Origin of the sequence: Oligoflexus sp. (assembly GCF_035638955.1) — a bacterium.
Lineage (GTDB): Bacteria > Bdellovibrionota_B > Oligoflexia > Oligoflexales > Oligoflexaceae > Oligoflexus.
Window position 1 is genome coordinate 14,416 of record NZ_DASQYZ010000102.1, and the last position, 22,876, is coordinate 37,291.

Genomic DNA, 22,876 nt, shown 5'->3' on the forward strand with positions numbered 1-22,876 from the left:
CCATGTATCACCTCCTGCGACGGTTCGGTTTTTATGCGCTGGCCGGCTGGTTGTCCCTGACCATCAATTTTTTTCTGCCGCGACTGGCCCCCGGTGATCCGGCAAGTCTGGTTTTTGCCCGATTTCAAGGCCAGATGAAGCCGGAATCGCTCGAGGCCTTGAAACAGGTTTTTGGTTTGACCGATGCCCCGCTTTATCAGCAGTATTTCACTTATCTGAAGCATATGCTCCAGGGCGATTTTGGAATTTCCGTCGTCTATTATCCCGCGCGTGTGGTGGATGTCATTGGCCAGGGTTTTCAGTGGACGCTTTTGCTGGCGGGCACTGCGGTCGTCATCAGTTTCGTATTAGGGACAGGATTGGGTATTGTCGCTGCGGCCCGTCGTGGTTCATGGTTTGATAGCATCCTGCCACCAGTTTTGGCTTTTTTTGGAGCCTTTCCTTATTTCTGGCTCGCCATGCTGCTGCTTTATGTGTTCGCCTTTCGCCTGGGTTGGTTTCCCCTCGGACACGCCATGAGCGATAGACTGGCTGATGATTCCCTTGGTACAAAACTCTATGATGTGATCAGTCATGCTTTTCTTCCGGCACTTTCCATTGTGCTGGCCACGGTCGGTGGCTGGATGCTGAGTATGCGTAATGCCATGATGGGGGCTTTGGGTCAGGATTATGTGGGTCTCGCGGAAGCCAAAGGTTTGTCCCGCTTTCGTATCATCTGGCGTTATGCCGCTCGCAACGCGCTGCTACCGAACATGACAGGATTTGGAATGGCTCTGGGTTTTGTCATGGGTGGTTCGTTGCTCACCGAAGTTATTTTCTCCTATCCAGGTCAAGGTTTTCTTTTAGTGCAGGCCGTGCGCAGTCAGGATTTTCCCTTGATGCAGGGGCTTTTTCTTATGATCACGACCGCTGTTTTGCTTGCGAATTGGCTGGTGGATCTCTTTTCCACAATTTTGGACCCAAGGATACGTTTGGAGAGTTGATATGAACCGACATTTGTGGACCCAGAAAAAATCCATCTGGGGTTTTTCGATTCTGCTCCTCTTTATCCTGATGGCCACCCTGGGACCCTTTTTTACGCAGGATCCCAAGGCTTTTCTGGGCACACCGCTGCAGGCGCCCGATGGAAATTTCTGGTTGGGGACATCAGGACAGGGTCAGGATGTGTGGGCTCAGATGATAGCAGGCGCACGGGCTTCTCTTTTCTCGGCGCTCGCCATTGGGGCCGCCACGACTTTAATCGGAGCGCTATTGGGACTGGCCGGCGCGTTTTGGGGCGGTGTGGTGGATGAATTGATTTCACTGCTCAGCAATATCTTTCTGGTGATACCCGGTCTACCCCTGGCGATTGTCATCGCGGCTTATCTGCCTGCGGGTAACTTAACCATAGCCCTGGTTTTGATTGCCACCGGCTGGGCCTGGAATGCTCGTGTGTTTCGCGCTCAGGCCTTGAGTCTTCGGCAGAGGGATTTTGTTTCGGCGGCTATCGTGGCTGGAGAATCCAGTCTGCGTCTGATGTTCTTTGAGATCCTGCCTAACATGGCTTCGCTCCTGCTCTCGACTTTCTTGGGATCGGTTATCTATGCACTGGGCGCACAGGTGGGCCTGGAATTTTTAGGTCTGGGTGACATCAGCGCCATAACCTGGGGCACCAATCTTTATTGGGCCAGCAATGATGCGGCGCTGATGACAGAATCCTGGTGGACCTTTGTTCCGACCGGACTCTGCATCGCGTTGCTGGGTTTTTCCCTGGCGCTGTTGAATTTTGCCATTGATGAGATCGCGGATCCCCGGCTTCAGGTGCAAAAGATCTGGCGCCGCCGGGTGGGTCGCGTGACCCCTGGTTTGACTCCTGTGGTAAGGACCTCTGTATGATGCAGATTGAAAACCTTTCCATCATGATGGCCGATGCCGCGGGATCCGTGCCGATCATTGAACATCTGGATCTGGAGATCAAGCCTGGTGAAATCCTGGGTTTGGCCGGTGAATCGGGCTGCGGGAAATCGACCCTGGCCAAGGCCCTTTTGCGTATTCTGCCGCCGCCGGCTTATATCAGCAGCGGCCGGATACTTTATCAGGGTCACGACATCCTGGATTATGATGCCCGAGCCATGAAGCGTTTCCGTTGGCGTGAAGCCGCTATGGTGTTTCAGAATGCATTGAATGCTTTGAATCCTGTCCTTCGCATCCGCGAGCAGCTCGTGGATACCCTTCAGGCCCATCGCCGTCTTGGCAAAAAGGAGGCGGTCGCCATCGCTGCCGAGTGGATGGTGCGTGTGGGACTGCATGTCAAACATCTGGAGGCTTATCCGCATGAACTGTCCGGTGGCATGCGGCAGCGGGTGATGATCGCCATGGCCCTGCTTTTGGAAGCACCGCTTCTTATTCTGGATGAGCCGACCACGGCGCTGGATGTTATTGTTCAGCGGGAAATTCTGCAAAAAATCGTGGAGCTACAGGATACGCAGCAATTTTCCGTGCTTTTTGTAACTCATGACCTGCCTTTGATGACGGCGTTCTGTGATCGTATTGCCATTCTCTATGCTGGTAGCATTGTGGAATGTGGTCAGAGTCAGGATATTGCCCGCGCGGCCCAGCATCCCTATACACAGGGACTCATGGCCTCGTTTCCGTCTTTGGATGGACAGCGACTGCAGAAACGAGGCATTGCCGGGTATCCCCCTGGCTTTGCGGCCCAACGTCAAGGCTGTGCCTTTCTTCCTCGATGTCCCAGGCCTTGCGCCCAGGGCGCGCTTCGCCAGCCTCCCCTTCTTTCCTGGACCCCAGGGCATCAGTTGGCCTGTTATCAGGCCGGCTCGGCACAGAATGGAATCCCTAAGGAATATCTATCCCTGTGACTCAGGGCCACGCTTCAGACCATGCTTGCTGATAAGCTTGAGATAAGCCATCGAACGCATGGGAGGACACGCAAGGACTGCGCTCTGGAACTCCATGGGAGGCGCGTAGCCGTGGGCATCGATGTAATGGACGATTGTCGATGGAGCCATATACACAAGCTCGTCCGTCGGAATATAAAGATTGGCACAACCAATACCGACGGAAAGCTGCTTGTACTGAACCAAAGTAGGACCACCCGTATACCGGCAAAGTGAGCATTGATGGAGGCCGGCTGCCACCGCGGCTTCCCAAGGATTGACGGCGAGTTTCATAAGAGCCACGAAGACTTCATCACCGGTGTCGCCGATGGGAAATTCATGACCTCGTTCAAGCCAACCCACAGTGAGAACCCTGGTTTTGGCTCTAGTATTGTAGTCAGTTAGGTCTGGATAATGCATGGGGGTCCTTGTCGCCTTGAGTGGTTCTAGGGCTGTTTGTGCCTTATACCAGCGAGAATGGAACATCAAGGCCTATGTATATTTAACGTTTTCAAGAGTGCGGCCTCTTAGTCACGCAGCCTCTTTCAAAAGAAAGGAAATTCCTCATTGAATTCGAACGACACGGCATCCTCCTCGTCAAACAAGCCATTATAAAGCTGACACGCAGCGTCATCGGGTGGACTGCAGTTTTTCCACGCAGCTCTTAACTCATCAAGGGGAACAGCGAACTCTGGATTGGGTCGCACAATTTGCGAGGCAAAGATGGGGTACCGCCTTGTTTGGAATATTCAAGCGTTGTCCCATGACACGGACCTCCACAGCGCGTTTGGTTTTGACTCGAGCTGAAGATGGATCCAATCGAAACAAACGGAGCGTTATCCGAGAGTGGCTCCTTGATTGGAAACGTCAGTTCATTTTTGATGGAGTAAATCGACTGCCAGATTTCTCCAAATTCCAACGTGGCATCACCAGGAACGATGGAGAGAAGGAGCCCCTCATTCTGCAGAAAGATACGAGGCTTGTCCCGGCTCGTCGCCGGCTGCGCACTGATCACGCTGGTCGTGGCATTCAAGGCCAGAGGGCGCTTGAGGCTCGCCACCAGGCATTCCAGGGTCACAGGCTTGGGCAGACTGTTAATCAGTGCTACCACACCTGCAATGGTCGTGATGGATTCATTGTGGGCGGAACAAAGCTCTGTGTTGGGTTGATTGGCCTCATCCATGACCGGCTGTGTTTCTGAAGACGAACTTCCGTGCCCGCAGGCCACTAGGAAAAATATGCAAAGAATAGAATGATGGAATGGCTGCACGCTGATCCCCTCCTGTTGACCCCTTTCATCTCAGCAATAAACCTGCCAAAGATGCAAGATGCAACGCTTTGCATATTACTGTAATTACTAGATTATTGTGCGTTAAAGGAGGCTGATTTCAAAAGCAAGAAAACCATTTGCTTATTATCCCACGCAGCCAGCTGCAATAGACACACTCTGACAGGAATTTTGCTCTCATAAACCTCTGTATCCTGCCGAAAGAAGAGGAGAAGTGGCAAAGCATTGGAAAGGCCTCCGTTCCAACTCAACACTCATCACCCGAGGGGTGGCCTCTTGGTACCGCAATGCGAAAGATTTAAAACGAAAATACTGTGGATTGTCGCAATCCTCAATATTCTGCTGGCAAGCACCCGTTCCCTTGCCATGGAACCGCCCAGACTTGATATTGCAAGCATTGGGTCGCATCAGGACGTCACCTCATTTGGAATCGCTCTCTTTGATGGGGCAGAGCGCACACCCGCCGCCATTGAGAAGGTGATTTTGGCTGAAGGCGAGGCGATTGGAAAGGTACTTCACGGCGGTTATAGCGATGGAACCTACTGGATACGCCTGCGCCTTTGGAATAGCGCTGACACCCCCAAAATTGTGAATCTAATAGCCAAAAACCTTGTCATATCGCGCTTTGAAGCCGTGATCGTGGATGCTGCTCCCGGCTCGGCCGTCATCGATCGTGTCCACGCTCGTATCCCAACCTTAAGGATCTCATTGCCGCCAGCTCAGGAACTCAATTTGCTCCTTAACATCCAGTTTGGTTTGCATGAAATATTGAGTTTGGAAATGGAGAAGGTGGAGCCCAACGCTCCGGCCACTTCAGATAAAACGATTCAAGGAATGAATATCTTCCTGGGTGCTATCCTCGCCATGACCCTATTCAACGCCGGCCTCTTTCTCCTGACGCGCGACAAGATTTTTATTCTGCATGCGCTGGTTGCGATATTGATATCCGCCAATCTTTTTATCCTGAGCGGGCTCTCCTATTTTATCCTCGGCACCGATTATTGGAACTTCTACATACCTGTTTTGGGAAACTACGGGGTCGCTGGAGCCTTGTTTTTCGGGCAATACTATCTGAACGCCAGGAGCACGCATCCTCGGCTCCACCGATGCTATACCATAGGGGGTATAGTCGGGCTCGTGGGTGGAACCCTCCTCCTGGCCGGTGTGACAAAACGTTTGGTATATCTGACCGACGTGAATCTCCTGATCTCACCCATCATCAGCATGTCCGTAATTTATTACTTTTCTCCGCGCAAGCATCGCATGATGCGTTTCTATGTTATCGGTTGGATGGGTCTTGATCTGATGGTCCTGGTAGGTGTGGCCGCGCAGTATCGATACCTGCCCCTTAATTTCTTTACAGAGAATGCCTTCAGCATCGGCCTGAGCATAGAGATGATCGTCGTATCCCTCGGCCTCGCGGATCAAATCAATCACTATAAAAATAAGCTTGAAGGATACAACCGGGGCCTCGAGGTCATGGTCGAGGAAAAGACCAGGGATATTCGCTCGATCATGGAGCATATCCCTTTGGGCATCTTCATGATCAAGGCTGGCTTGGGGTTTCATGAAGATCGGTCGAAGAACATCCTGGAAATTTTCCCAAACGAAGATCTTGATCATGCCAATGCCGGACAACTCATCTTCGCGAAAAGCAATTTGAGCTCGGATGCCATCAGTCAGGCCCATAGCTGTCTTGAAGCTTCCCTGGGTGAAGACATAGTGAACTTCGATGCAAATTCGCAGACGCTGCCGATTGAAATCGTCAGGACGAGTGCCGGAGGCGAATCCAGGATCTTTGACATGACCTGGAATCCCATCCAGAGTATCGAGAGACGAGTTGACAAGATACTGGTGACAATGCGCGATGTCACCGACATGCGAAATCTTCAGGCTCGCAGCAAGGATCAACAGGAGGAACTGGAATTTATTGGTGAGATTCTGAGCGTGCCAACTCCTCGCTTTCTCAAATTCATTCAGTCCTGCCGGGAACTTCTGCAAGAGAACGCCAAACTCATCCGAGCGCAGGACAAAGAGCAGCAGAATATCGAGGTCCTCAAGCTGCTTTTTATCAATATGCACACCGTTAAGGGTTCGGCACGCTCTCTCTATTTAAAGAAAATGTCCAATGTCTTCCATGAAGTGGAGCAGTACTATGCTCACCTTCAGAAGAGTTCTTCCACTCCATGGGACATCAGTCGGATGGAGAAGGACCTGGCTGAGGCACAGGGAATCATTGATCTCTATGAACGAATCGCGAGGGAAAAACTCGGCCGATCCATGGACTGCAATCAATTGGTTGAATTCCGAATCGATCGAATCGAATCCGCGTATCGCGATCTAAGCCGCGCGATCCGAGGCAAGACCTTGCCAGCTGACGTCATGGCAGGCATTCATCAGGTGAACAACCTCTTCCAAGCCCACATTTTCAAGGATTCCCGTGAGGTCATCAAGGAACTTTGTGGCTGCTTGCCTTTGCTGTCCAAGGACCTGCACAAAGAGATGCCCGAGGTCGTTCTGGATACGGGCCATATCCTTATCGGCGATCGCGGGGAGGAACTCCTCCGCAATGTCTTTGTGCATCTCCTGCGCAATACCATGGATCATGGCATCGAGGATGCAAAACAACGCGTCCTTAAGAACAAAAAGCCTCAGGGAACCATCACGGTCCGGATGGAACACCAGGACGACAACGTCATCGTTACTTACAGTGACGACGGCAAGGGACTTAATATCCCCTCGATTCGCGCCTTAGGTCTGTCCCGTGGTCTATTGGATGCTCGGGAAGCGAATGATATCCACAGCATTGCACAGCTTATTTTTGATTCTGGCCTATCGACAGTCAATAGAGTTACGGAAATATCCGGGCGCGGCGTTGGCATGAATGCCGTAAGGCAGTTCATTCAGAAATATGGTGGCACGATATCGATCGTTCTGCATCCAGAAGACAAAGATCCGGCAAGTCACGTGCCTTTTTCCCTGGTCATGAACCTGCCGTTCCCATTGTTTGAGGAGGCGCTTCCTGAAGACCTTTCCTCGGTGGCATAAATGAGTCTCAGGGCTTGTCATCCCATTTTAGCTTGATTCGGATGCTTTATCCTCCTCTCATCTCCTTTCTGTATACTAGAGATAACAGCCGTTCAGGCTGTCGTTCTTGAGGAACGTGGAACAAGGGTCCTTCAAACCCTCTCTGTATCCTGGAAAGGTGTAGCTCCATATGTCACTAGCCGTTGCTGTCTCAGGAGAGAGCCAATTCACAGCAGGTCATGGTTCAGCCAGCATCATGGCCAAACCTTTGATTATTGGCACCAGTATCAGCGCTGATTTGACGACTGGTAGTCCTGGCAAACGTCTCGCCCTGCGCTATACGAAAGATAGAAATATTAAAATCAAGGCTGAGAGTGGACAATCAGGCTTCCGAACCCTGAGTGAGATTCGAGAACGCGATTATGCGGGTCGCTCCGTTGTTATCGGTTTGGACCTGTTTTTTTGGGATTCTCTTTTGCCGAATATTAGGCCCAGTTTGAAAGCGCTGAGCCAGCTTTTGAAGAAAACTGAAGAGTTGGATTTGCCTCTTATCCTGGGTGACATACCAGAATTAATCCCTGGCTTTCAGCCCGGACGAGAAGCTTTGAATCGAGAAATTCATCGGATCTGTGCAGCGAGCTCCCACTGCAAGCTGATACCGTTGGATCGTATGTATCAGAATATTTCCAAGGACGGGCAGCTGTGCATCAAGGGTAAGGCTTATACTTTGCAGGAACTCATTCCCGATGGTTTGCACGTCAGCTCCGTCGCGGGGGATTATCTTGCGGATGTTTTGCTCGGAGTATTGGAACCCCACAGCAAACTCGCGTCCTAATCACGGATAAGGGCCCTATTCTTCCTAAGGAAAGGGTCCCCGTTTGCAGTTCCCTTACCGAATGGAAAGCTTATGCCTATTGGGGCACCTTGATGGGAGTGTTAAAGAGTTCATAGGTTTTAAAGAAGCCACGAGCTGTTGCGAGAATTTGATTGTCCGTGGGATGATCACTGTTCTCTATGCCGATAACTTTTTTTGAAAGTCCACTGGCATGATGACTCTCAAGGTAATTCTTGAAATGGGATTTTGCAACCCCTGGTCCCATTATCAGCAACTGGACAGCGTCGTTGATTTTTGTTGCCACATCGCGGTAGAAATGCTCGAGGTGAGAATCGTTCGTATGATCTTTTTTATCGTGTGAATGGTGATCGATGCCACTTTTCTTTACATTCGATTTTTCGATTCCCGTAGTATTGAGGCCAAAGATCTGTGCCTTTTCCGAATCCAACCAAACAATATAATCCATGCTAAATCCGCCTGAGAGATAATTTGAGGTTCACAAAGCACACTATGAACCTCGCGAGTGAGAGGCGCAAGCACTCATACGGGTGACCAGACATTCCAGGGAGCTAGGCAACAGTCTCGGCGCACCTGTTTTCTGGCAAATCGTGCCCACCATCCTCGCCGACCTGATGGCCGACCCAAAGAAATTAGATCAGGCCATGAGCGCTGTGTTGAGCATGACCAAACCTGATATTGGAAAACTCAAAAGGGCTTATGAGCAGGGTTGATTCCTATCGGCTCAAGGCCGCAATCTGCCCAAAGACTTTTTTCAACGTAGTGGGCCAGCTGGCTTTATTGTAACGCACGCCATAGCGTTCGCAGCAGGCCTGCACGTCCTGGCTGACTTCCCGCAAGCGATTGGGAGGCAGCCGCGGAAAGAGGTGATGCTCGATCTGATAGTCCAGTGCTCCGCATAAAAGAGAGAGAGGACGGCTCACCGAAAAGTTTTGCGCAGCCTCGATCTGCATCTTATACCACTGACCTCGATGCGTTGGGGTCGAGGAGCTTTCGTAACTCTTGACCTCGCCCGCGACATGCCCACAGAGGATGGTCATGCCTGTGTAAACATCCCGCATCTTATCCGCCATGTAATTACCGAGCATGACTTTCCAAAAAAATGGTCCGGCTAGCATCGGATAGAACACATAGTTCTCGGCATAATAGGGAACCCATTTGCGGAAAGCTTTCCGATGCGCGGCGGCGATTGATTTCCATGAGCGATCTTTCAGGAAATCCGTCCCGCTCGATAAACCGTTGCCCAGATAAACGTCCAGAAGGCCTATCACGTGAGTGTTGATCGCGTTGCTAAAATTCGGAAGTATGATGAAGGTCAGGACCGGAAGCTGAGCATAGTGGAACCACCGATGAGGTGTTTCCCGCGTGAGACGCACGATTCCAAAGTGAATGTCAGGGTCCTTGCCTTCGACGTTGGTGAAGGGGTGATGCCTTGCATTATGCGCATAGCGCCACGACTCTTCATCGACAGGAAATTTCCAGCGAAACGATTTGCCTTGCAGGTTCTTCGGCATGCCGGGTCGATCATAAACACCATGCAAGGCCATATGACCGATTTCCGTGGTTTCCAGTTGCTTGTGTACATAGAGTGCCAGCACGCCCGCGCTGAAAGTAAGGGGTTCAAAACTGAAATGAATCAATGTTCGACCCGTTCCTTCCATAATTCGAGAAAGCTTACATATGTGAGCAATATGCTGATGATCCTTGTCGCCGAGATCAGCCTCAACCTTATGCAGGATGGCTTCGATTTCTTTACCAAATTCAACAAGATGAGGTTCCGTAGCAGTGTTTGGGGTCTTGCGCTTGGCTTTTGACATGATGCGACTCCAGCTTTTTGAAAGGGCAGTAGACTTCCCATCAATAAGCTGATTATTAGATCGCCGCTGAAGGAGTTTTCAAGTTCAATCAAATACACTTGGGAATGCTACCAAATAGAAGTTTGGTACGTCCGGAATTTGGTTTTTGTACACCTGAATTAAAGCGAACAGATGTGTTCCTATGATTCAGTTCACGCCGTATTTGGCTTTCAGTCTTTGGAGACGGCCGTTTTTCTGCAGTTCCACAATGCCTTGATCCAAGGCCAGCAGCAGTTTTTTACGTAAGTCCTGGGAGCGTGCGCAAATTCCCACATGTAAATCCGTGTACAGAGAATCCAGGGGCAAATCACCCGCGATCCGAATGGTATCTTCCAGACCCTGACGCCTTGCATGGTATAAGAAAGCACTCCGATCGGAGGGGGCAATGGCAATTCTTTGTCGAGAGAGCATCTTGACCTGTTGGTCGGTGCCCTGATCGCTGGTGAGGGTGAGTATATGGCGAGCATGCTGAGGATCTTCCACGAGAGCGGTGATGATGGGCGGATAACCATAGTCGCGGATAATCCCGATGGTCTGGCCCTTGAGCGAAGATTCCCCGTTGAATCGCCATGTGCTGCTTTTATGGGTGAAGAGGTGACCATCGATACGTCCGAGGGGCTAAGCGTTGCGATCGATCTTTAACTCTTCTGTTTCGAAACAGGTGAGAGGGACCACCACTTCCAGTTCGCCTTTTTGAGCCAACATTTTCAGGCGAGCCCAGCTGCCTGCCACAGTTGCAATCTTGAAACCTTGAGCCTTGAGCACTTCTTCAACAACATCCACAAAGTATCCACGCTCCTCGCCTTTGAGGCAGCTGTACGGACAAAAATCATCAAAGCCGAGCCTTATGGGGGAATCCGTAGTTGCGGACGAAGAAACGGTTGCGATCAGCCCCTGGCAAAGGGCGAAAGCCCATTAGACATAACGCATCGCGAAAGTTCTCCCGGTGAATCGCTGGAAATGCCTCAATGACAGGGGCAACTCTGGGGGAAATCACCCCATATTTACGAGTTTAGCGATCGGAAAGATCCAACATCAGCATGCGAAACGGTTTGCCATTCATCCAGACGCGCTGGTGGCGATCCACTGTGATGTCTGTCGCGTAGAAGCTGCCGTTTTTCGGAATCATCTTGAGGATGGCCTCGCTGGTGACGAGGGTTTCCTGCTGGGAATTCTTAAGGCGATAGAGGCCTTTGCTTTCCATAAGGATAAGATAATCATCGTTCTTCCATTTGATAACCCGGTGTGGATCCGTGCCGGTGCCGGGGAACGGCATTGCAAAAGGCACAAAGATATGGCTGCCCTGGGTGGCGACAACCCATGATGCATCGGCTCGTTTGCATAGGACTTCCTGCCGATTCACAGCGACGACAGCAACAGTATCAGCGGGCCAGCCCAGGTCCGCATAACTGGTGAGTTGCCACATGAGTTGGCTGACATCCTAGCGATAGAGACGATTGTCATTGGCAAACGCAATAAGATGGGGACCGAGCATCCGAATTCCATCGTAACTTAATGTCGGCGCTTCCGCTGGCAGAGGATGCGGGATCAGGTTGCCCTTCACCAGCTGCCACACGTTGCGTGTCATGGGACGATAGGTCCAAATTTCATCGGTCTCATTCCGCTTGACGATAAAGTCCCGAACATTCGCATCGGGATCGGGTTCCAGCAGACGCTTAAGCTTTTGATCCTGGAGAATGGACAGACCCCTCGTGTCATTCAGGAGATAGTCCTTGTCTGAAATTTTTTCCGCCTGAAGAAAGACTTGATCCGGAGCGGACCAAAAGGGCTGCCATCCGTCTGCAGTGGACTTCATGATGCCCTTGTAAGCGACAAGGGTGGTCGAGGAACCGTCTGCCTCGAACCAATGCTGGGCCACGATGGAAGACTCATTTTTTTCAAAGAGCCCGGCATCCACACCAAAATTATTCCAGGACTGTCGAGCCATACGATACAGACGGGCCTCGCCACGTGCTTCAGCGGATTGAAGAAGGAGTTCGTGATTTGGCAGCAAAAGGATATTCATGGGCTTAAAGGCATTAAGTTCCAGGTTAAACCAGGCCAACGGATAGAGGACCAAATCCCCGGCCTGCCAGGATACAACGCCGCTTTCGGAGCGGAAAAACAGCTCTGACTGGCTATTATAAAAGGCCTTGAGATGCGTATTTGGCCAGTAACGGTCGAGACCAGCGACGCGATCCCAACTATGAGTCTCGTCATTCCATTGAACATCGTTGAGCATGATTCGTCCATTCGTTCCGGTCACCAAGGAAGGAATGTCCTGAGCTTTAAAATCTGGAGAGGGAACATCGAAACGCTGACCGTCCTTGAAATAACCGAGTTTCATCGTATAGCCGGGTGATGCGAAACGGGATTCCATGGTCCAAAGGCGATTCTTTCCGTCGACCGCGATGGCGGAAAGGTCAGAAAGCTCGCTGGATATTTTTTGCCAGGTGCCACCCGGGGCGCGATGATAAAGCTCCTTGCTCAGACAGGTGGTCCAGTAACCCCCGTGAGAATCGACGGCTATCCCCTGGTTGGCATCAGGTAGGATCCACGAACCACAAACGGAAGGCCATGAAGTATTGGCATTTTCAACGGGCCATTCCATTTCTTGCCACTGGCTGCCGTTGAAATGCAAAACTTTGGTGTCGGTCGCACACCAAAATCCTTCGATGGGATGGGCTTTGCTTCGGCTGATGCAAGCATCCATTCCGGGGTGACTGGGAATGACCGCGAATGCCGATCCATTCCAACGAGCGATCTCGACCGGAGTTGTGCCACCGGCCGCCTTGCCCAAACCAACGGCATAAACATCACCGTTCCGACTGGGAATCACTTCGACTTGCTGATAGGGAAATGAAAAAGGCATAGGAGCCAAGCGCCATTTGGGGTCGACGGTGGTTCGCGACGCAATCCCACGACCAAAACTGGCGAGGATTGTACCGTCGGCCGCTCGAAGGATACGATTGAACTGAGCGGAGTCTGGAATCGTCGGCATCAAGGGATCTGGTTGCGGCGTCCAGCGCATAGGATGAATCCAAATGCTACGCTTCACTTCCGCAAAATGACCTGATCCATCATTAGCCCGGACGTGTAAACGCAAGAGACTGGGACGTGCTGTCTGGCGGCTGAAAAATGAATCCAGCGATGCACTCACCTCTGCATCACAGGGAATGAATTGTTCCAGACTTTGGCCCTGGCAACGGCCTTGAGTGCAGATCACGTTGCGACCCGGCATGAGGTTGGCGCCATCCAAAAGAATATCGACCTTGCATTCCAGTTGATTGGCAATATCCAGATCCGACCGTTGCTGATGGGCGATCGCCACCTGGGCTCGAATTCCGGGACGGGGAATTTTCATGACTGCGGTCGGAAGATTCCATTCGGGTTCAGCCCAATCAAGGGTTAAAAAAGGTCTAGCTTCGCTTACGATCAGGCGCTGACAGGAAAGGTCGGAGCGCGTTCCACTTCGGTCCCTGGCGAAGAGGAAATAATCAAAAACTCCGGCCTGATCGGCCTTCTGTGTCTGCACATCCCGAAAGTTGGAATCCTCGAGACACTCAACCTTGGGCACGCAGGCATGGTCGGCTGAAGGCAGCTCGTCTTCGTCCTGGCTCCGTGCTTCCCGACAAACAAAAACCTGTCCCAACGCATGGGATGGTGTCCAGGGGAGCACTTCATTGGTCTTGAGAACGATTTTGCTGGCGGCCATGAATGGGCCCTGGCCTTGGATGCCGGGCTGATGATGGAGAACCTGCAGCGGGCATAATTCATTGGGTCGTTCCGTGGGGAGAAATTGATCCCAGCCCTTCCAACTCTGTCGACCTTCCATGCGAAGGTGATAGGAACCCTCCGTCAGTTCCTTCGTGCTTAAGGCCGAAGGCCATGCATCCAGGTTCGCACCATAGGGCTTACGGAATATCTCCACTTCCACACCATCATTATCCCGCCGTGCGAGGAGGCGCAGGTCGAGACTTGCTGTCGAGCTGCTGCTGGCGACGATGAGGGGAAAGTTCAGCTGTTGATTCACAAAGTAGCCTTCACCCGGGCACGATAGGGACGCAGCAAATTCGGGCGGTTCCTGGAGGATGAGAGGTTGGAGCGAGCCTGAGTTGCTTTCGTCCGCAAGATTCCATGATCCCTGGAGGCCAGGGCTCAGGTTATAGATTTGGAGAACTCCCGCCGCTTGTTTCAGACTTACACACCCACGTGACGAGAGGTCAAGGGCTTCATGAGATCCATCGTCCCTGAGCAGTCGGGCCCTTGTCGTACCCAGCTCGATGGTACTCAGTTCCGCTTGATCGGGTTTCAATATTTTCCAGTAGCTGGTGGTGGCATCGATTTGATCAGGTTGCAGACCGCATTGATAGGGAACATTGGCAAAATAACGATTCATCTGATGGCAAGCCGATGTGCCGATCATGAATAGGAAGAGAATGATGAATCGTACAGTTGATGGCATCACGTCAATCCCCTCAGAAACCATATCCACTTGATAACACAGCAGCAGCGACAGAAAAGGAAAAATAGGACGGAAGCCCAGGCATGGGACTCAGTCCTCTCAAGCAAGGATCGTGCGTGGGACCGGACCCTGCAAGCATCAGCAGTTGATTCCGCCTTCGCTTGAATTCCCGATACAGCTGTCAACCTTATGGCCAGGCCTATGGGAAACCAGGATTTCCACGCCCCTTCACGCGTCTTTTTTACTCTGATATATCCAATAATTAAGATACGTTATGGGTTTGCCTTAAGGCGGCCGAAGCGGTCTTCATCAGTGGGCTTTGCCAGACGCAATGGCCGAAGGGTTGCAAGAACAGCGGTAGAAGATTCGAGTTGAAGATGGATGCTTATTCACGTGCCGGAGCGGTTCATGAAAACAAACACTGTTTTGCCAACTTACCAGGAGCTTGACACGCTGACAGCTGTGCCGCGTGCGCGCAGCCTTTCACCGTTGTCCTGGGGCTACAACATGTCCAAGGATGCCCTGGGATATTCGCGTCGCCTGATGGAAGAATACGGTGATATTGTTCGTGTTCCTTTTCCGCTCAGGCCGACCTATCAGGTCACCGACGCGGATCTGATCGGGCGCATTCTGCTAGGCACGGAAAAGACCAATGCCAAATCCTGGGTTTATGATCGGCTGAAGATTCTGCTGGGCAATGGCCTGATTACCAGCAAAGGTGATCTGTGGCGCAAGCAACGTCGCTTGTCCAATCCCGCGTTTCTGCCCAAGGTTGCCCATTCCTTCGTCCAGATGATGCAGGACGAAACCAATAAAATGGCTGACGAATGGGAAAAAAGGATTGAAAAAGATCCGGTCATAGATATTTCCACCGAGATGATGAAGCTCACGTATACGATCATCGTGCGTGCCCTCTTTTCCCTCGACCTGTCCGAGAAGGCGGGTGTAATCAAAGGCTCACTCCATGAGATGCAGGAGTATGCCAATCATCTGTTCTATTCGATTCTACCCATGCCTCTGTTCGTTCCAACCCGCAAGAACATGCGGGCGAAACATGCGCTCAAGCGGATGGATGAGGTGGTCTATCAAGTGATCCATGAGCACCGGAAAAGCCCAGATAGATACCAGGATCTTCTCTCCATTTACCTGAATGCACGGGATGAGGAGACAGGCGAATCGATGAGTGATCAGCAGCTGCGTGATGAAGTGATCACGCTTATGCTCGCGGGCCACGACACGACAGCCTTTTCACTCTCGATGGCGTTTGACCTGATTGCCAAACATCCGGCTGTCCTGAATAAACTTCAGGACGAGTATACGTCCCTCCCAGGTTCGAGCCTTCGCGCCGAGGACCTGCGCTCTTTGAGCTATACGGGTATGGTCTTTTCCGAGGTTCTGCGTTTGTTTCCAGCTACATGGGTCATCCCCCGTGAATTGACGGAACCGTTGACCTATAAAAACCACATATTCCCTGAGAAGAGTAACTTCATGCTCTTTCAGTATCTGACCCACCGGAATCCGCGGTATTGGGCTCAGCCGGAAGCATTTATCCCCGAACGTTTTGATCCGGAAAATAGCACCAAACATCACCCGTTTGCTTACTTCCCCTTCGGCGGCGGTCAGAGGTCGTGCGTAGGTTCGCACTTTGCAAAAATGGAAGGTCATATCATCCTGGCGACCCTGCTGCAGAGATTTCATATCGAACCCGTTTTAGACCAGCCGTATCAGATCAAAGCGCGTATCACGCTGGTGCTGGATCCTGGAGTCAAAGTCAGGCTCACGAAAAAGGCTTAAACTCCCCGCTTCAACATATTGCAAATATAAAAAATCAATATCAAGTTTCGAACCGAGGCTTGATATTGATTTTATTGTCTGTGATTCGGACTGGAACCGGCCCCATGCCGGGTTTCTTAACCATTTTTTGCAAGGGAGACTTCCCATGTTGAAGCGTCTTGTTCTCGTGGCCGGTCTCGTCATCAGCGCTGAATCTTTTGCATGGAGTGCCATCAGTTTGGGCGGGGGCAACTGGGCCATCATTTGCGCCAATGGAACAGCCTGGTCGTATGCGGGGTCATCGGCGGGACTTGATATCGTGGGTCCTGCTCTCTGTCCGGGTGGCTTCGCAGCGCCTTCACCTCCACCCGGGAGGAGGGTGACGGCTGGAATATCATCCAGTGTCCAGATGAACGTTGTTAAAAATCTTCAGGAACTCAATGAAAGCGAAATTCAGAAGGCCAAAACCTATCCGCCTCACGGCTATCCGTGTCTCGGCTGCGCTCCCTGTCCGGGCAACCCGACTGAATTCTGCGATATCATCAGTTCACGGGTGGTTTACGTCAGCCCAGCCCTTGCGAAAGCGGACGTTTGCGTCGATCCTTTGGACTGAAACCTTGATTGGAATGGGGTTTCCCCACCTCGGCAATTTTTGCTCATGCGCCTCAGGACGGCTTGTGCCGAACAGGTGAATGGGTCCATGGCGAGGTGGGTTTGGTTCAGCGTGCTCTTAAAAAATTAAAAGGTCGTGGCGGTCTTTGGCTCCATGCGATCCTGATGCTCAGCATCTGGTCGTATATGCCTTCTTTTGCCCAGGATTCTCTGGCTGAAGAAGACCAATTGATTTTTGAGGAGGCGGATCACCCGCAGGCTCTTAAGGACAAGCTGCTGCATAGGTTGAGGAGTCAAACCCAAGGGGCCCAGGATGGTGTGAGCTCCATTCGGGATTTGAGCCGACTAACCCACGTCTGTTATTGGCTCGACGACCTGGATACACTGAAGGATCTTATACCCCGCATCCAGCATGATAAACTCCAGGCTCTTCAGCTGAAGCGTTATGGGGAAGCGGCCATCTTGAGCATTGGACTCAGCCTCTGGGAATTCAGTCAGAACAATAGCAAGCGTTCGGTCGAGCTCGCTCACGAAGCGTTGTCCCTGGCAAAACAAAGTCAAAATCCCAATGCCATCCTACGCGTGCTGGCGTTTCAGTCGGATCTCTACTATCGGCTGGATTTCGATCAGGAATCCATTCAGGCTGTGTTGGCAGCCAGGACGGAACTCAAAGAATATCCCAATCTCAGCCCTATTTTGCGCCTGATCGGTGACATCAATGTGGTGCAGCAAAACTTCGAGGCAGATCGTACGGATGACAACCTGCAACTTTTGGAGCGATACTATCATACCATCAAGGATATGAAGCTGCGCTTTCACTCAGGAATTCTGGCCTTTTTCCTGGGGGATGCTTACGATAATCTGAGTCAACCCAATTTAGAAAAGGCCGAGTCGTATTTTAAAGAGTCACTTCAGACAGCCAAGTCGATTGACGACTTCTATACAGCGTCCGCCGCCGCGTACAAGCTGGCCAGTCTTGCCAACAAGAGGAAAGACAGCGAGGCCGCTATGGAATATGGCTACAGAACTCTGGAACTGACCCGGAACACTGGAAGTTTATGGCGATTCAAGGCTTATCGGGAATTGGCTCTCGCTCATCTGCAGCGTAACGAGTTGGATAAGGCTGTGATGGCCATTCAACAATCTCTGCATGATATTAGGCCGGAACAGACCACTGAGAGGATAAAATCCTTGAATGTTGCCGTCCAGGTTTACAAAAAGAAACAGGATGTCGCTCAAGCCTTGGCTTCTGCGGAAGCGATCATCCAGCTTATGGAACAGCAAAAGCAAGTGAGCTCCAGTCAGGATTTCTCCAAGAGCAAAGTCCTTCTTGGCCTTGAGGCGTCCCAGCTGCAGAATCAAATTCTGGACAAGGATCGGCAGCTGGCCTTGAAGGATTCTCAGCTCAAAACAGTTGAACTGGAAAAAATGAAGAAAGACAACGTCATCAAGACAGCTGTGGTTATTTTCCTGCTGATCGTCGTCCCCGTCCTGATTTCTCTTCTGGCTTATGTCTATCGTCAGCAAAAGAAAATTCACGACCTCAACGTCCATCTGCAGACTGACGTCCTGGGGCGCTTTTTGCCACCCTCGCTGGTGCAGGATGTGGTGGATAAAAAAATCGTCTGGAATGCGCATGCTCATCATATGGACGTCACCGTGGTATTTGCTGATCTCGTGGAGTTCATCCGGATCTGTGAAAATAAGGATCCGAAGCGCATCAGTGAGATCATGAATCGATTTTTCAGCGCTATGAGCCGAGTGATTTATTCCGAGCAAGGTACGCTCGATAAGTTCATTGGTGATGCGGTCATGATTATCTTCGGCGCTCCTGTCAGCATGGAACGCGAGGAGCAAATTCATCGCTCCGTGGCCTGCGCGCGGAAGATGATGCTGGCCTTGGATGAGCTGAATCAGCAGCTCGAAGCGGAAGACGGGACCAGCTTTCGTATGCGAATTGGCATTCATGCCGGCTCCGTGATCGCGGGTATGTTTGGCAGCACAGAGCGAAGTGATTATACAGCGGTTGGGACCACGGTGAACATCGCATCACGCATTGAAGGGCTGGCCAGGCCCAATCAGGTCCTGGCTTCGCAGACGGTCATCCAAGGTCTTGATGACAACGAATGGACCACCGCCGGCCTCTTTAAACTCAAAGGCATCAGCGAGCCCCAGGAACTCTTTGAAATTCACCTTGCACAGTCTGATGCCGGGATCTCCAAAGTCAGCTAGTTCTTAATCATCCTTCGATGTACAATAATGAGTTAAGTCGTATACGTTGAAGCCAAGCGCGGAGAATGAGATGCCCAACTCAGGTAAGCCAAGGATCTCCACGAACATACTGCTTGTCGATGATGATGCCGGTGATCGGCTTTTGATCCAGAATATGCTCAAGAGCTGCAACAGTGAACTGATTCTCCATTACGTCGAGGATGGCGAGGAAGCTCTGGCCTTTCTCAGGCGGCAAGGAGCTTATGCTGATGTGCCCCGGCCGCACCTTGTCATGCTCGACCTGAATCTGCCTAAGAAAGACGGTTCTGAAGTGCTGGCCGAAATCCGTGCCGACCCTGACCTTACGAGCATGCCCGTGATCGTTCTTTCCACTTCGAGCGCTCCTTCTGATATCCGCAAGTGCTATGCGCTGCATGCCAACGCATTCATTTCCAAGCCTGGCGATCTCAATCAGCTTCGGCAGGCTATTCAAAATCTCTATACGTTCTGGTTCAACATCGCCCGGCTGCCTGGCTGATGAACCACCTTACATGACTCCTAGTCCGATGGAGCCCGATCCCGACTGTGACGTTAGGGTTTTGGAGCTGGAAAGTTCAAGGGCCGTCGACAGGATGAGGTCATAGCCTTTGTTTTTGTGCATGAAGGGACGGACGAGCCCCGCTTTGATCTCTTCGGGGCCTGGCGTTCTCATGGTTCCGCTGATCAGAAGCATGGGCATGCGATCGAAAAGCACGGAGAGATATTCGCCGATCTCGACGCCTGTCATATTTCCGAGATCATAGTCAAGGATCGCGACATCATAGCGGCCCACCAGAGCAACAAAGCCCAGATCCGCCAGGGACTCAAAGTAATCAAGCTCAATACCGTGCTGGAGAGCACATTGCTTCATGATAAGGCCGAATGAGCGGTCATCATCGATCAGGATTACGCGACGCTTCGCCAGGCTATTACTCTGCGACATGACGTCCTCCCTTTCTGTGCAGTGAGCAAGTGCAGCCATTGCACCTCTTGTCTATTTTATCGAAAATTCGGGAAGGGTTCTTGAGCCCCCTGATTTCACAGAATTGTGGGTCTTTCGAAGGAGGCCCTGTAAACAATCTGATTGACTGGGAAGTTCCTGCCTCTGTCGGGGAAATCTGGTGAATAAGAAAGGTTTGAAACCCTAGCTGATAAGCTTGGGTCGTTCTCTCGTTGAGGAACGGTAACCGTTTAATAGTTCCAGTTTGGCAGCTTCAAACTGCTGCGATAAAAGAGCAGCCACATCGGAAGCACCCTCTAGATTATTTCGGCTCCCTAGCTCTTCAAGGATTTCACAACTCGCGGCTAAATCGCGAGCGCCGAGGTTTCGGCTGGTGCCCTTGAGTTTATGAGCATGACGTTCCAGAGCTCGGGCTTCACGAGCTTGAACGGCATCATGGATCTGCCCAATGATAGGCGGCACGATGTCGAGAAACAGGTCGATGAGCTCGTCAACAAAGGTGGAGGTCGACTCCTTGGCTGAACCTTGAAAGAAAGCTTCGAGGACCTGAGGATCGATGGCCGTGCGGGACACCTTCGGGGATGGTTTCACGTTGGTCATCCGTGGATCGGACCTGGCTGCAGGTCGAGGATTGATCTCACTCTCTGCAAGCCAGCGGCTGAACGCGGTTCGCAGATCGTCCAGGACGATCGGTTTAACAATGACATCATCCATGCCGGCATCAAAGCACAGCTTGGAATAGTCTGACAATGCGTTGGCTGTAACAGCGAGAATAGGGATTTTGCCCTTGCCCTGTGGCAGGGAGCGAATGCTATGTGTCGCCTCAAAACCATCCATCTCCGGCATCTGGCAGTCCATCAGGACCAGCGCATAGGAGCCATTCTCAACGGCTTTGACAGCTTCCCAGCCATTGGCGACGACGTCGCTTTGAAATCCCAGTCGGGCAACCATATTAGCTGCAACCTGCTGGTTCACACTGCTGTCATCAGCAATGAGAATGCGCTGCCCTGAACCTTTCGGTACGAGCTGCAAGGGAGGAGCGATTCTGATGGCTACATCTGGTTTGGCAGGTTTACGTAGCGAGGAATCGGTAAAAATCTGGGCGACCTGCTCATAGAGGGCAACCTGCTTCAGCGGCATTCTGATTCCGAAGACATGTTCAGAGCTCAGCGGAAATCCTGCACCTGCGGTTGCGGGCAGGAGGATCAGAACAGGCATGGTCTGATTGTCCGCTGCCTTATGGACCTCATGCAGCCAGTCTGCACCGGATGCTTCGGCTTCGCTCTGCGCGCCATCCCACAACAAAAGGTCAAAGGCTTCATGATGATCCCGGGCCTTGTGCAGTTCAGTCAGGACGTCTTGGAATCCATCTACAGTTTTGCAGAGGAGCCCTCGTAACTCGAGTTGTTCCCTAAGTATGATGGAATTGCCGGGATTGCTCGATGCAAGAAGAACACGTTTGCCGACGAGGTCGACGCGTTCGCTGCGGCGGATCACTGACTTGTCAAACTGCAGAGTGAACCAGAAGGCTGAACCTCGCCCCAGTTCACTGTCGACACCGATGCTGCCACCCATCATTTCCGCGAGACGTTTGCAGATGGCCAGGCCGAGGCCGGTTCCTCCTATGACATTCTTCGGATTGCCTTTGATCTGGGTAAAGGCCTGGAAGAGCTGCTTGCAATTGTCGGAACTGATGCCCGCTCCTGTGTCTTTGACTTCAAATCGCACGCATGCGGCCCCAGGTTTAGGGCTGGACACGTCGTCCCGCGGCATATTTTCCATCCGTGCATGCACGGTGATTTGACCCGAACTGGTAAATTTGATGGCATTGCTGACAAGGTTGCCCAGGATTTGCCGCAGTCGGGAATCGTCGCCGACCAATTCGCTTGGCAACGAGGGCTGCACGATATTGGCGAGAACCAGGCCTTTGCTTTGGGCCATCTCAGCATAAAGGTCCAGCGTTTCTTCAATCACTCGTCGAATGTTGAAGAGATTCGGCTCCAACTGCATCTTTCCGGCTTCGATTTTTGACAGATCCAAAATATCGTTGATGATGCTGAGAAGGTGTTGGCCCGATTTTCGAATGGTGCTGACGTAGCGCTCCTGTTCCGGCGACAAGGCTGTTTCGGCGAGAAGACTGGTCATCCCGATCACCCCGTTCATGGGTGTGCGGATCTCGTGGCTCATATGAGCCAGGAATTCTGATTTGTATCGCGAGGCCGCCCGCGCCGTTTCCTGATTGGCAATGGCCTGACGGAGCAGCGTCGCACGCTCGATCGCATACGATACAGTCTTGAGCAGTTTGAATTTGCTCAGTTCGATCTTGGGAAGGTAATCCTGGGCTCCGGCTTTCACAGCGATGATCGCCATGGTTTCATCGTTCAGGCCGCTGAGTATAACGACGGGGATAGCAGGATGCTTGCCATGGAGTGTGTTGAACGTTTCCAAACCTTGGCTGTCCGAGACATTGAGATCCATGAGGACCGCATCGAACAGAGCCTTGTCGAGGATCCGGAGAGCGTCTTCAAGGCTATCGACGACTTCGAGGTAGATGCTTTGAAAATAGGGGTTTTCGCCTGCCAGATGATAGCGCAGAAGCTTCGTATCCGCCGCATCGTCCTCAATGGCCAGGAGCCTGAGATGATTGAGACCAACGTCCATACTTACCGCCTCCAGATATGCGATTCGAGGCCCATGCTGTCCTCGCATCACCTCCTCTAGATCGGCTTGGGCTCGCTGAAAGTTGAAGAAAAGCGCAGCAGGTTTACCGCGCGTAAGAATCCCGGCACGGGAACATCCCGCGCGATCCTTCCTTGGCAAAGGAGGTTATTAGTCCCGGAACATCATGGAGATTTTAGGCGGGCTTAGGTTTAGGCCATCCTCGATCGAAAGGGAAAGGTGCAGACGGATTGGAG

General features: G+C 51.8%; 20 protein-coding genes. 10 read left to right on the forward strand and 10 right to left on the reverse strand.

All coding sequences use genetic code 11. The features are described 5' to 3' along the window. Positions 1-2 precede the first annotated feature (2 nt). From VE954_RS09790 to VE954_RS09800, 3 genes are read left to right on the forward strand one after another with little or no spacing between them, the layout of a single operon-like run. Positions 3-983 (forward strand): ABC transporter permease, encoded by a 981-nt coding sequence (locus tag VE954_RS09790; RefSeq protein WP_324952147.1) that lies wholly within the window; start codon positions 3-5, stop codon positions 981-983. Between the two features lies 1 nt (position 984). Then, positions 985-1,875: an ABC transporter permease gene (locus VE954_RS09795; protein WP_324952149.1), complete on the forward strand. Its 891-nt coding sequence runs from the start codon at positions 985-987 to the stop codon at positions 1,873-1,875. After that, entirely contained in the window at positions 1,872-2,858 is a 987-nt protein-coding gene (locus tag VE954_RS09800; RefSeq protein WP_324952151.1) for an ABC transporter ATP-binding protein, read from the forward strand. Before VE954_RS09795 ends, VE954_RS09800 begins: the two co-directional genes overlap by 4 nt. On the opposite strand, the gene VE954_RS09805 is transcribed toward VE954_RS09800, so the two are convergent. Both VE954_RS09805 and VE954_RS09810 read right to left on the reverse strand, forming a co-directional pair. After that, positions 2,847-3,296 carry a hypothetical protein gene (locus VE954_RS09805; protein WP_324952153.1) on the reverse strand — a complete coding sequence of 150 codons (450 nt, stop codon included), beginning with the start codon at positions 3,294-3,296 and terminating at the stop codon, positions 2,847-2,849. The genes VE954_RS09800 and VE954_RS09805 overlap by 12 nt on opposite strands. 244 nt (positions 3,297-3,540) lie before the next feature. Continuing rightward, on the reverse strand, positions 3,541-4,146 hold the full coding sequence (locus tag VE954_RS09810; protein WP_324952155.1) for a hypothetical protein: 606 nt from the start codon (positions 4,144-4,146) through the stop codon (positions 3,541-3,543). 294 nt (positions 4,147-4,440) lie between these two features. Here VE954_RS09810 and VE954_RS09815 point away from each other — a divergent pair, with 294 nt between their 5' ends. Both VE954_RS09815 and VE954_RS09820 read left to right on the forward strand, forming a co-directional pair. Then, entirely contained in the window at positions 4,441-7,212 is a 2,772-nt protein-coding gene (locus tag VE954_RS09815) for a 7TM diverse intracellular signaling domain-containing protein (protein ID WP_324952158.1), read from the forward strand. A 169-nt stretch (positions 7,213-7,381) separates the two neighbouring features. After that, positions 7,382-8,026, forward strand: a complete 645-nt coding sequence (locus VE954_RS09820; RefSeq protein WP_324952160.1) for a hypothetical protein — start codon at positions 7,382-7,384, stop codon at positions 8,024-8,026. A gap of 76 nt (positions 8,027-8,102) precedes the next feature. Here the strand turns inward: VE954_RS09820 and VE954_RS09825 are convergent, their stop codons facing one another. The 3 genes from VE954_RS09825 to VE954_RS44175 all read right to left on the reverse strand — a co-directional run bounded on the left by VE954_RS09825 (position 8,103) and on the right by VE954_RS44175 (position 10,311). Continuing rightward, positions 8,103-8,492: a hypothetical protein gene (locus VE954_RS09825; RefSeq protein WP_324952161.1), complete on the reverse strand. Its 390-nt coding sequence runs from the start codon at positions 8,490-8,492 to the stop codon at positions 8,103-8,105. Positions 8,493-8,760: 268 nt separating this feature from the next. Further along, the gene (locus VE954_RS09830; RefSeq protein WP_324952163.1) at positions 8,761-9,861 is read right to left on the reverse strand and encodes a fatty acid desaturase family protein; all 1,101 of its coding nucleotides are present in this window, start codon (positions 9,859-9,861) and stop codon (positions 8,761-8,763) included. A 186-nt stretch (positions 9,862-10,047) separates the two neighbouring features. Beyond that, positions 10,048-10,311, reverse strand: coding sequence for a hypothetical protein (locus VE954_RS44175; protein ID WP_414698988.1), 264 nt, complete (start codon positions 10,309-10,311; stop codon positions 10,048-10,050). Between the two features lie 45 nt (positions 10,312-10,356). On the opposite strand from VE954_RS44175, the gene VE954_RS44180 reads away from it, so the two are divergent. After that, on the forward strand, positions 10,357-10,542 hold the full coding sequence (locus tag VE954_RS44180; protein WP_414698989.1) for a hypothetical protein: 186 nt from the start codon (positions 10,357-10,359) through the stop codon (positions 10,540-10,542). On the opposite strand, the gene VE954_RS09840 is transcribed toward VE954_RS44180, so the two are convergent. The 3 genes from VE954_RS09840 to VE954_RS09850 all read right to left on the reverse strand — a co-directional run bounded on the left by VE954_RS09840 (position 10,519) and on the right by VE954_RS09850 (position 14,368). Continuing rightward, the gene (locus tag VE954_RS09840; RefSeq protein WP_324952165.1) at positions 10,519-10,683 is read right to left on the reverse strand and encodes a hypothetical protein; all 165 of its coding nucleotides are present in this window, start codon (positions 10,681-10,683) and stop codon (positions 10,519-10,521) included. The genes VE954_RS44180 and VE954_RS09840 overlap by 24 nt on opposite strands. Before the next feature lie 229 nt (positions 10,684-10,912). Next, positions 10,913-11,326: a hypothetical protein gene (locus VE954_RS09845; RefSeq protein ID WP_324952167.1), complete on the reverse strand. Its 414-nt coding sequence runs from the start codon at positions 11,324-11,326 to the stop codon at positions 10,913-10,915. A gap of 15 nt (positions 11,327-11,341) precedes the next feature. Beyond that, positions 11,342-14,368, reverse strand: a complete 3,027-nt coding sequence (locus VE954_RS09850) for a hypothetical protein (RefSeq protein WP_324952169.1) — start codon at positions 14,366-14,368, stop codon at positions 11,342-11,344. 405 nt (positions 14,369-14,773) lie between these two features. Here VE954_RS09850 and VE954_RS09855 point away from each other — a divergent pair, with 405 nt between their 5' ends. The 4 genes from VE954_RS09855 to VE954_RS09870 all read left to right on the forward strand — a co-directional run bounded on the left by VE954_RS09855 (position 14,774) and on the right by VE954_RS09870 (position 19,499). Further along, entirely contained in the window at positions 14,774-16,159 is a 1,386-nt protein-coding gene (locus VE954_RS09855; protein WP_324952171.1) for a cytochrome P450, read from the forward strand. A gap of 145 nt (positions 16,160-16,304) precedes the next feature. After that, positions 16,305-16,751 (forward strand): hypothetical protein, encoded by a 447-nt coding sequence (locus VE954_RS09860; RefSeq protein WP_324952173.1) that lies wholly within the window; start codon positions 16,305-16,307, stop codon positions 16,749-16,751. 8 nt (positions 16,752-16,759) lie between these two features. Further along, positions 16,760-18,982 (forward strand): adenylate/guanylate cyclase domain-containing protein, encoded by a 2,223-nt coding sequence (locus tag VE954_RS09865; RefSeq protein ID WP_324952175.1) that lies wholly within the window; start codon positions 16,760-16,762, stop codon positions 18,980-18,982. 70 nt (positions 18,983-19,052) lie between these two features. After that, complete coding sequence (locus tag VE954_RS09870; protein WP_324952177.1) at positions 19,053-19,499, forward strand: response regulator; 447 nt, start codon at positions 19,053-19,055, stop codon at positions 19,497-19,499. Positions 19,500-19,508: 9 nt separating this feature from the next. Here the strand turns inward: VE954_RS09870 and VE954_RS09875 are convergent, their stop codons facing one another. Both VE954_RS09875 and VE954_RS09880 read right to left on the reverse strand, forming a co-directional pair. Beyond that, positions 19,509-19,943 (reverse strand): response regulator, encoded by a 435-nt coding sequence (locus VE954_RS09875; protein ID WP_324952179.1) that lies wholly within the window; start codon positions 19,941-19,943, stop codon positions 19,509-19,511. A gap of 201 nt (positions 19,944-20,144) precedes the next feature. Continuing rightward, entirely contained in the window at positions 20,145-22,622 is a 2,478-nt protein-coding gene (locus VE954_RS09880) for a response regulator (protein ID WP_324952181.1), read from the reverse strand. Positions 22,623-22,876: the final 254 nt, after the last annotated feature.